This is a genomic window from Pseudonocardia xishanensis (assembly GCF_039541715.1).
GTDB lineage: Bacteria > Actinomycetota > Actinomycetes > Mycobacteriales > Pseudonocardiaceae > Pseudonocardia > Pseudonocardia xishanensis.
In genome coordinates, this window is the sequence record NZ_BAABGT010000052.1 from 1 (window position 1) to 9,229 (window position 9,229).

Here is a 9,229-nt window from a genome sequence, read left to right on the forward strand (position 1 = left end):
ATCACCGACCAGCACGACTCCACACAGGACCGACACGCCGACTTCTGAAACGACGTCTAAGCAGCACGAGCAGGCCGATGAATCCGGTGGCTACCACTCCTCCGACACCGAGCGCCAGCGGCAGGGGAGAGACATCGTCGTGGACGGGGTCGGGCGCGTCCTGCGCCGTCGACGGGGCTGGGGCGGTCTGAGAAGGCTGGGGGACAGGGGGTTCCGACTGAGGGGGCTCCTGTGGCGGGGCCGGAGGTTGCGCAGGTGCCGGAGGAGCCGTCTCGACGGCCTGCGGACTACCCGTGTCCTCGCCGGGCAGCCGCAGCAGCCAGCCCGGGCGGATCAGGCCTGGGCTTGCCAGGTGTGTGCCGTCGGGCTGCACGATGTCGCGCGACGCCTCGAAGATCTCGGGCTAGCGGCGAGCGTCTCCGAGCTCTGCTTGAGCGATGGACGCGAGTGTGTCGCCGCTGCGGACGGTGATTCCGTCGGACGGTTGCGAGGCAGGCAGGACGAGCAGCCATCCGGGCTTGAGGTGACCGGCGTCGGTCAATGTGGCGTTGTCCGCCTGGGGTCGGCCTCGGTTGAGGTCGAGGATGTCCCTCCAGCGAAGCGGATCCCCAAGCTCACGAGAGGCGATGTCCCACAACGTGTCCCGTGGCTTGACGAGGTAGGTGTCAGCGTGGGGGGCGGCCGCTGAGGGAGTGTGCGCCGCGGTCAGCGCTGGAGCTGGCATAGGCGGCGCGGCTGATGCGGACGGGCCGTTGAGCGTCGTCAGAGCCCACACGATGAGCGTGCCGGTGAGGGCGCGGGGGCCGACTCGCCGACCGTGGAGGACCTCGACGCCGTTGCGAAGGACGTCGACGACGTCGATCGCCACCGCGATCACGAGGTAGAGCCAGAAGACCCAGACGGCGACGATGAGCAGGCCGATCAGGAGTCGCCCGTCCTCGACGTGCAGGAGCACGACCGTGATCTCGTCGAGGCTGGGTACGCCGTCGGGGACGTGTCGGCTGCCGAAGCGAACGAGCGTGATCGGGATGCCGACGACGAGCGCCAGCAGCACCGCCACAGAGGTCACGGCGCGTGCGAGCCGGTAGACGGTCGCCATCACCGGGGTCCTCCGGAGGAGATCATCAGCGGCTCCGATTCCGCGGAGCCGCTGCTGGTGAGGGTCTCGACCCCCAACAGACCGAGCAGGAACGACGGCCGCGCCAGGAGGACCTGCACACGAACTCGACCGTCCGGGGTCACCTCGGCGGTCGCCGTCGCTTCGGCCAGTTCAGCGAACTGAACTGCTGAGGCCACCGCCCGCGTGCCGTCCAGGACGAGCCTCCCGCGGCGGAGCTCGGTGATGTCGACCTGTTGGGCCCCGGCTCGGGCTGCCTCCTCAGCGATGGCGTCGGCGTCGGCCAGCTGCTGGGCCTTTCGGACACCGTCGATCCCGAGGCATGCGGAGAAGGTCAGGGCGAGGGCGAGAAGCATCCCCGGCACGGTCATCGAGCCGCCACCGCGCTCGTTCATCCACGCTCCCGAAGGGTGTCGATGGGGCTGACGGCGCTGGCCGTGGTGCGGTGAGCTCCGGGCACACCGGGGATCGCGAGGTCGGACCACAACGCATCGCAGCTGACCTCCGCGCGAACGACCGCGAGCCCGCCGTCCTCGTCGACTGTCACGACGACAGTCATTGAGGCGCAGCGGATCCCGCGCCGGCTCAGCGCTTCGCGTGCCTCCTCCTCAGCGAGGGTCGTGGCCGCATCCGGATCTCGTTGGATTGAGGCGATGCGGGCTGCGGACGCCGCGGCCTGCGAGGTGGCCGACTCAGCCATTGCGACGCGGACTCCGGCGATGCCGAAGGCGATGACCAAGCCGAGGGTGCCGGCGAGGATCGCTGCCTCCACCGAGGGGCCTCCACCCCGCTCGCAGCCGATTTCGATCCTCATCCGGCCGGCCTCTCGATCGCGGCCGACGCTGTCCGATCGACGGTCAGCCCGAGGTCTGGAAGAAGCCCTGTCACCTGGCCGGACACCCGGACCGTCAGGACGCCTGCATTCTCCTCCGCCTCGACGGACGGGTCGCTGATCAGACCGTCGGCGTGGGTCTGGATGAATTGGAGGGCGGCTGCCTGCGCTGAGGCCGATGGCGTCCGCACCGCGGCGTAGCGGCCGGACCGGAGGCCATCCTCGGCCGCGGTGAGGGCGAGCTGCGAGGAGATCGCGACCAGCGAGACCTGGACCCCGGCCAGCAGGATGACCAGCAGCGCGCTCCAGAGCAGGGCGAGCTGGACGCTGACGGCACCGCCCCGTTCGGACGTCGCCGTCATTCGAGTGCGCCCAACTTCTTGGCGACGTACCCGCCGACGGCGGTGAGGATAAGACCCCCGATCACCGCTCCCGCTCCGATATGGAAGCCCTCGTCGCTGTTTCGTCCGCCGCCGCGCTCGTCGATCGGGCCGGTTCGGCGGAGGAGGGCGAGGTGGGCCTCGGTGATCCCGAGGCGGAGCGACGACAGGATGGTGCGCATGGTGGACCTCCGGAGCTAGAGAGACATCAGGAACGACGTGGCGGGCACCAGGACCCACGCGGTGATCAGAAAGACCTGCACCGCGCCTGGTGTGTTCATCCGGACGCTCGCGCGGTTGGCGGCGGCATGTGCGTCCGACCGGAGCTCGTCTTCGAGGGTGTCCGCCCGGGCGAGCAGGGTCTCGATGACCGCACCTCCGTCGCTCCCGGCCGACCGGGCGATGGCACTGATGTCGTCGAGCTCGGGAAGGTCGATCTCCTCGCTCAGCCTCTGGAGCCCGTCCCAGGGCATTCGTCCGGCTCGCTCGGCCATCTCGAGGTGGTGACCGATCTGGGTGAAGGCCCAGGTGGTCGTCAGCAACTCGGCAGGGCCGCGGAAGGCCGTGACGACGCCAGCGCCTGCACGCCTCAGGAGGCTCACCTGCTGGAGGTAGGTGACCAGAGCGTGGCGAAGTTCGTCGCGACGTGCGTCGGCGCGCAGGCGGACCCGACGGGCTGCGCTGCTCCAGCCCGTCCACGCGCCCAGGACGGTGAAGGCCACCGCGATGGTGGCGGGTAGCTGAACCTCCAGCACCGCCTTCATCGCCAGGAAAAGTGGGCCACAGAGCAACCCGGCGAGGGCCTCGATGATTCGTCGGACCGCGAGATCGGACCGGCTGATCCCGACGATGCGAAGGTCCTGGGTATCGACACCCACCGGGAGACGGTCGAGGGACGCCCGCACCCGTCCTGACCGGGTGGGTGCCGTCGACCCGAGCGTGCGGTTGCGCTCGTGGCTCAGCCTCAGCGCGTCCTCGAGGCTTGGGCGCCACCGCTGGAAGGTGTTGAACATCAGGGCGGCGGAGAGGCCGAGCGCGCCCCCCGCGGCCGCGCCGACGACAGTGAGGATCATCGCTGCGCTCCGAAGAAGCGGGGCGCCGGCGTGCCCAGTGCGATACGACGCATCCAGACGAGCACGGCCACCGTGCAACCGAGTAGCACCGCCATGATCATCTGCCCGCCGAGAGTTCGATAGGAGTCGGCGAAGCCGGGGGCGACGGCGACCAGGGCGAACACGCCCGCCTGGATGAGCAGGAGTGTCGAGATCGACTGCCGTGCCTCGGCGCGATCCGCCTCGACCTCGCGGCGGGCACGCACCTCTCGTTCCAATGAGGCCGCCGACTGGCGGAGAACGAAGGCCACCCCAGGCGTCTGGTGAGTCAGCGCGAGGGCGAGTGCGGCGGCCACGGAGTCTCCGCTGCGGTCCCCGATCCCGTCCGCGAATGCGCCGAAGGCTGCGACGCGGTCGCCCTGAGACATCTGCAGGTCCGAGGCGAGGCGGCGCACCGGTTGCTCGATCTCCGACGGCGCGGCCTCGGCCGCAGCGATGACGGCGGCGGTCAGTCCGGGCGCACCTCCTCCGACGAGGAGATCGGACATCCGACGACACCAGGTGGCGAGCGCGGCGAGGGTGGCGATGCGTTCCTCGGCGACGGCGGCCGAGCCCAGCAGCCACGGCAACCAGCTTCCCGTGGCTGCGATCGCCACCCCGGCGACGGGCCACCTCGTGAGTCCCGCGGCGGCGACCCCTGCCATGAGCCAGGCAATCACCCGGACCCGCTCACGCGCGCGGGACACTCCTGGCGAGCGAGCGGCCCGGAGGAGCGAGTGGGCAGGGGCGAATCGAGGCATGCGGCGGGGGAGTGCACTGGGGGCGATGACGAGCGCGACAGCGAGCCCGAGCGCTGCACCGCCGGCGGCTCCGAGGACGTACAGGATGGTGATCACCGCACTCGCACCTGGCCGTTCGCCCGAGGGAGAAGAGTCGTGAGATCGATGCCCGCCTCCTCGAAGCGCTGCCGGTTCTGCGGCAGCATCCGAAAGACCGCGCGCGGGTCCGTTCCCGTGGGATCGGGGGCGAAGATCCGGTTGAGCGCGACGACGCCCGTCTCCGTCACCCCGGTCACCTCGGCGATCTCGCTGACGATGCGACGCTGCCCGCCCAAAGCCGGGTGATCCAGCTGGCGCATGTGGATCACGTAGTCGACGCCCTGCGCGGCGAGTCGGGTCACGAAGGAGTCGGACCAGCCGTGGCCGGCGCCCTTCATCGCGGCGGTGACCAGGCGCTCGAAGGCCTCCCCGGCCGAACCGGCATGCAGCGTGCACATCGAGCCGGGCATTCCGGCGTTCATCGCCTCCAGCATCGGGAGCGCCTCCGCGCCACGCACCTCTCCGACGATGACCCGGGTGACCGACATCCGAAGTACCTGGTGAACGAGGTCGGAGAGCGTGATCTCGCCTGCGCGATGCCCGGTCACTGGATCCGACTCCGTCGAGCCGGGACGGGCTTCCAAGGCAATCAGCAACGGGGACGCGTCAGGGAGATCGGCCAGCCCGAGCTCGAACTCCGTCTCCAGCGTCGCGACCCGCTCGGTCGACGGGATCTCCCTTGCGGCGCTGCGCGCGAGCGTCGTCTTCCCGACTCCCGGGGGACCGGTGAAGATGATGTTGCCCTTGGCCCGGACGACCGCGCGAATGAACTCGGCAGCCTGCTCGGACAGCGTGCCCATCCGGACCAGATCGTCGAGTGTCAGGCGAGCGAGCCGGTGACGGCGGATGGTCACCGTGGGCCGGCGGACCACGTCGCGCATCGCCGCCAGGCGAGAGCCGTCTGGCAGGCGCATGTTGAGGAACGGCTGCGAGGGCGAGAAGGCCCGCTCGGAGGTCGAGTGGTGTCCGGCGATGAACTGGATCTGCTCGATGAGCGCGGTGTCGGACTCAGCGAGCCCCGTCGGTGCGCGGCGGATGACTCCGTCCCGGAAGCGCACGAGCGGCGGATCGCAGCCCGTGATGTAAACGTCCTCGATGTCCGGGTTGTCGAGCAGTTCTTGGAGTGCCCCGAGGCCCCAGATCGCATTCTCGACCCGCCGGAGAATGGTCGACTCCTCCGCCGAGGTGAGCTGGACGAGGCCGGCGTCGCTCCGTCGCTCGGACTCGGTGGACAGCTCCTCCCCGATCCAGGAGCGGATCAGCTGACGTTGGTCCGCGGTGGTCAGCCTGTCCCGGCCACCGAGGCGCCCGAGGCGGTCGAGCACAGCACCGTGGATTTCAGCGATCGTCTGGTCGCTCATGCCGACACACCGTCGGCATAGGCATCGAGCTCGGCTCGGATCGTGGTGGCGAGTTGCTCCGCGGCGCGGGTCAATGGACGGCGTCGGTGGCGCGACGGCAGCGGGGCGGCATCCGACCAGACGGCCGCCGTTCGCGGGTCGAAGGGGATCTCTCCGAGGACCTTCCTCTGACACGCCCTGCCGATGTCCTGCCCCCCGTAGGGCTTGTCGGGATCCACGACAGCGAGGGCGATCGGCACGTCGTCCGCCTCTCGGGTCAGGGCGGGGAGGCTCCGGACGAGGGCACGAACTCCGTTGAACGAGGAGTCCGTGACGACCAGGACGAGATCGCTCTCGTGAAGGAGGGCGTTGACCGGGTGCGAGATTGCGAACCGCCCGACGTCGACGATCACGTCCGCGTCGACGATCTCGGTGAACTTCCTGGCGAGGGAGGCAAAGTCCACCCCTATCGCCTGCTCGGGTGCTCCGAAGCCACCGAGCAACAGCGGTCCGTGGGGGACCGGCCGGGAGACGTGCCGCTGCAGGGCGGACTCGAGAGAGGTACGGCGGGCATCCACGAGCACATCGACCAGTACGTGCTCGGTCTGCACGGCGCCGTCGGTCAACCCGGTCAACACGCTGCCGCACTGAGGATCGACGTCGAACACGATCACCGGCTCCGGCCAGCTGGACGCCAGGGCCAGGCAGAGTGTGGTCGCGCCGGGGCTCCCCTTCGTGGTGACGACGCTGATCATCATCGGCTCATCGATCCTCGAGCAGGACCACCGCCGCCTGCCCGGACCGGGACAGCGCCGCTACTCCGGCAGCATCGGCCGCATCGACCACGATGTCGATGGTGCGGATCTGGGCCCCGCTCGTCGCCTCTGCGAGGACCTCCCCCAGGGTCCCGGACCCGCCTGTCGTCGTGTCGATGATCGCGACCCGGTCGCCGCGGCCAAGAGCCGTCGACGGTGCCAGCCCTGCGGAGACCGCGATCCCGACGACAGCCTGGCCTGGTCCTGGCACCGGGGCAGCACCAAGGGATTGCGGGACCACGATCTGGCCCGGCAACAGCGTCGTGGCTGCTGTCTGCCCGACGACGCGGCCGACCTCGCTCCATGCGAGGCCTGCGAGCCCGGAGTCTCGGGGCAGCTGCGCCGGTGTCACGTCCTCCACGCGGATGACCGACCCGACGGAGACCGTCCGAGCTACCGCGACGACCTGCTCTCTGTCGGCAAGACTGCTGATCACGAAGAACGAGGCGAGAACGCCGAAGGCCGCCAGGCCCGCCGCAACGATCTGGCTCCGCCGTCGATGGACACCGTGAGGGGTGCGAGACACGGTAGAGGAGCGTGGCGCAGAGGTCTCGGTCGTCATTCGCCCTCGCCCACCACGAGTGTCTGGACCTCGTCGACCGCGATCGACGTCTCGGTGGTCAATCGAAGCTCCTCCCCGCCCTCGACCGGGGCCCCGGCGGAGATCCCCTGCCAGGCGACCTGCCACACAGCCGTCGCCGTCACGGGGAACCGACCGGAGCCGCCGGTCCGCTCCGGGAGGGATCGCAGCGTGTAGCTGTAGCCGCAGTCGGGTGACGGCCCGTCCTGGCCGATCCACGGGGTGCCCGCACCACGACAGACGATCTCCGCCCCGGGTGGTCCCAGCGTCCATTCGACCGCGGTCAGCCGCGCGGTGGCGGTGACTCTAGCCGTGCCCACCGCGGCGGTCGCCGATGGTGGAATCCCATCGACGCCGTCGAGCCACAACCAGACGGGGACTCCGACGACCGCCGGGTCGCCTCCCGAGAACCGGATGGTCGGCGCCGCCAGGTCGAGCTCGTTGATGGCGATCTGGGCAGGCACGGCGGGATCCACCACTGGTTGCGCGACGACGGGAGCGGGGCCCGGGACTTCGGCCGGGATAGCCTCCGGCTGGTCGACGACGCCGAGCGCGCGCTGGATCTCGTCGGCCGTGGCGTCGGCTTGGTCGCGCGTGGCCGGGAGCGCCGCGGCTGCTCGACTCCGCGGTGACGGTCCGGACGTTCGTGGCGTCTGTGGCGTCACTGCCGGTGCTTCTGGGCCACCGGGGCGGCCGGGATCTGCTGCCTGGACAAGGCATCGGCCAGAGCTGACCACCACCGCACAGCGTCCGGGTTGCTGGAGCATCGGCGACGGGCCGGCCCCGGTGGCTGCCGCCACCGTGAGCCCCACTGCCGCAGCGGTCAGCACGGCTCGTCCAAGGCGGGGGAGGTGCGTTCCACAAGCCACCGTGATCCCTCCCTCGCGACGACCGCGCGATAGCGGTAGCGGGTCGACTGGTTCTGCTGGTCGTCGAGCACCCTGCCGTCGCCGTCCGCGACGAGCGTGGAGCCGCTGATGTCGACGCAGTCGAGCACCGCGACGCGGTCCGCGGTCGGCGGGACTGAGGGATCCACGACGGGCTCGGTCCGCACCTGCCCCTCCAGATGAGCCGGCAGGGATTCATAGTTGCGGATCTCGAGCACGAGATCATCGAGCGCCTGGCCGCGCGCCACCGTCGAGAGGGGCACGACCCAGTCCTGACTCCCCGGCGTCTGTGACGCGAGCCCACTCAGCCGCCAAAACTCCGCGTATGCCGCGAGAGCGTCGGCTGCCGACGGAGCCGGCGAAGGCGACGGGATGGGCGCAGGAGCGGATGACTCCGAACAGCCCGCCACCACCGACACGCAGAGCGCGGCGGCAGCGGCGGACGGGGCCACGCGGGCGCGGGAGGACATGAGCACAGCTCCCAGCCTCGTCGCGGCCGTTCGCACGTCGTTCGCGCTCGTTCGCATGACCCTGTCTCCCGTCGGCGAGTCCGACCGTGGCGGCCTCGGCGTTCACCCGCGGGTGACCGTCGCAGGCGCGTCTCGGTTCCGAGGTCGAATGAGATCAGATCACTCGGATGGAGCAAAGCGAACGACCGCGAACGACCAGCGAGCAACGTTGCGAACGGCGCGTCCCGTCGTGCGAGCGTGCGCCGGAGATGGTCGAGGTCTAGTCGCCTGACCTGGAGGAGCCGTGGAGGTCTCGAGACTCGGGTTGATGTTCCTGATGAAGGAGCGGATCGGGTAGCTGCCCGCGTACGAGACCGTCGATGCCGTGTAGACCTCGCCCAGGTGGAAGCCCACCTTGTGCGAAGGGAAGATGTCCAACGCTCCTGGCAACTGACCCTTGCGCGGCTCGAAGGCTCCGGCTTTGTCGAGCATGAGGATGTAGGTCTCGCCGGTGAAGTTCACGTACGAACCATCCAGCTGACGTAGCTGTTCACCGGTCAGCCCGTGCCGTGGGTTGTCGATCAAGTAGAGGATCTCGTGCTCGCCGACGTCTTCCTTCTTGCCCGACTTGGTCTTGCTGTAGAGCTTCAGCGGGATGGCAGACAGCGGCTCAGTGATGGCGTTGTTCGGCGTGAAGCACCAGCCGACGTTGGCGGAGAGCTGCTCGTGCTTGCTGGCGTAGGTCTTGACCCGGGCCGAGGACCCGCCACCCTCAGGGGGGAGGGCTGGAATGAACTCCTTGCCTCGGAAGGCTTGGACGGCACGTGTTATTCGGTGCTTAGACGTCGTTTCAGAAGTAGTGGGCCCGGTCCCGTCGGTGTCGGCGGTCCTGGCAGCAT

At 69.7% G+C, this 9,229-nt stretch carries 13 protein-coding genes; all 13 read right to left on the reverse strand.

Annotation, left to right across the window (positions count from 1 at the left end):
• Positions 1-403 precede the first annotated feature (403 nt).
• Complete coding sequence (locus tag ABD993_RS19100; RefSeq protein ID WP_345420013.1) at positions 404-1,099, reverse strand: LysM peptidoglycan-binding domain-containing protein; 696 nt, start codon at positions 1,097-1,099, stop codon at positions 404-406.
• A complete protein-coding gene (locus ABD993_RS19105) occupies positions 1,099-1,512 on the reverse strand; it encodes a TadG family pilus assembly protein (protein ID WP_345420015.1) in 414 nt (137 codons plus the stop codon). The genes ABD993_RS19100 and ABD993_RS19105 overlap by 1 nt, the downstream gene beginning before the upstream one ends.
• On the reverse strand, positions 1,509-1,889 hold the full coding sequence (locus ABD993_RS19110) for a hypothetical protein (RefSeq protein WP_345420018.1): 381 nt from the start codon (positions 1,887-1,889) through the stop codon (positions 1,509-1,511). Before ABD993_RS19110 ends, ABD993_RS19105 begins: the two co-directional genes overlap by 4 nt.
• A gap of 38 nt (positions 1,890-1,927) precedes the next feature.
• Positions 1,928-2,311 carry a hypothetical protein gene (locus ABD993_RS19115; RefSeq protein ID WP_345420021.1) on the reverse strand — a complete coding sequence of 128 codons (384 nt, stop codon included), beginning with the start codon at positions 2,309-2,311 and terminating at the stop codon, positions 1,928-1,930.
• Positions 2,308-2,511, reverse strand: coding sequence for a hypothetical protein (locus ABD993_RS19120; RefSeq protein ID WP_345420024.1), 204 nt, complete (start codon positions 2,509-2,511; stop codon positions 2,308-2,310). The genes ABD993_RS19115 and ABD993_RS19120 overlap by 4 nt, the downstream gene beginning before the upstream one ends.
• Before the next feature lie 15 nt (positions 2,512-2,526).
• Positions 2,527-3,480, reverse strand: coding sequence for a type II secretion system F family protein (locus ABD993_RS19125; RefSeq protein WP_345420027.1), 954 nt, complete (start codon positions 3,478-3,480; stop codon positions 2,527-2,529).
• Positions 3,399-4,037, reverse strand: coding sequence for a type II secretion system F family protein (locus ABD993_RS19130; RefSeq protein ID WP_345420030.1), 639 nt, complete (start codon positions 4,035-4,037; stop codon positions 3,399-3,401). Before ABD993_RS19130 ends, ABD993_RS19125 begins: the two co-directional genes overlap by 82 nt.
• Positions 4,038-4,273: 236 nt before the next feature.
• Positions 4,274-5,620 (reverse strand): TadA family conjugal transfer-associated ATPase, encoded by a 1,347-nt coding sequence (locus ABD993_RS19135; protein ID WP_345420033.1) that lies wholly within the window; start codon positions 5,618-5,620, stop codon positions 4,274-4,276.
• On the reverse strand, positions 5,617-6,357 hold the full coding sequence (locus tag ABD993_RS19140; RefSeq protein WP_345420036.1) for a CpaE/TadZ family protein: 741 nt from the start codon (positions 6,355-6,357) through the stop codon (positions 5,617-5,619). The genes ABD993_RS19135 and ABD993_RS19140 overlap by 4 nt, the downstream gene beginning before the upstream one ends.
• Positions 6,358-6,361: 4 nt before the next feature.
• Positions 6,362-6,940: an SAF domain-containing protein gene (locus ABD993_RS19145; protein WP_345420039.1), complete on the reverse strand. Its 579-nt coding sequence runs from the start codon at positions 6,938-6,940 to the stop codon at positions 6,362-6,364.
• 32 nt (positions 6,941-6,972) lie between these two features.
• Positions 6,973-7,458, reverse strand: coding sequence for a hypothetical protein (locus tag ABD993_RS19150; protein WP_345420042.1), 486 nt, complete (start codon positions 7,456-7,458; stop codon positions 6,973-6,975).
• Between the two features lie 359 nt (positions 7,459-7,817).
• On the reverse strand, positions 7,818-8,144 hold the full coding sequence (locus ABD993_RS19155) for a hypothetical protein (RefSeq protein ID WP_345420045.1): 327 nt from the start codon (positions 8,142-8,144) through the stop codon (positions 7,818-7,820).
• Positions 8,145-8,510: 366 nt separating this feature from the next.
• Positions 8,511-9,229: hypothetical protein (locus ABD993_RS19160; RefSeq protein WP_345420048.1), on the reverse strand; the 719-nt coding region annotated here is incomplete at its 5' end.

Coding starts and splice junctions, on each gene's coding strand:
- ABD993_RS19100 (WP_345420013.1), bottom strand. CDS start 1,099: ATGGCGACCGTCTACCGGCTCGCACGCGCCGTGACCTCTGTGGCGGTG.
- ABD993_RS19105 (WP_345420015.1), bottom strand. CDS start 1,512: ATGAACGAGCGCGGTGGCGGCTCGATGACCGTGCCGGGGATGCTTCTC.
- ABD993_RS19115 (WP_345420021.1), bottom strand. CDS start 2,311: ATGACGGCGACGTCCGAACGGGGCGGTGCCGTCAGCGTCCAGCTCGCC.
- ABD993_RS19120 (WP_345420024.1), bottom strand. CDS start 2,511: ATGCGCACCATCCTGTCGTCGCTCCGCCTCGGGATCACCGAGGCCCAC.
- ABD993_RS19135 (WP_345420033.1), bottom strand. CDS start 5,620: ATGAGCGACCAGACGATCGCTGAAATCCACGGTGCTGTGCTCGACCGC.
- ABD993_RS19140 (WP_345420036.1), bottom strand. CDS start 6,357: ATGATGATCAGCGTCGTCACCACGAAGGGGAGCCCCGGCGCGACCACA.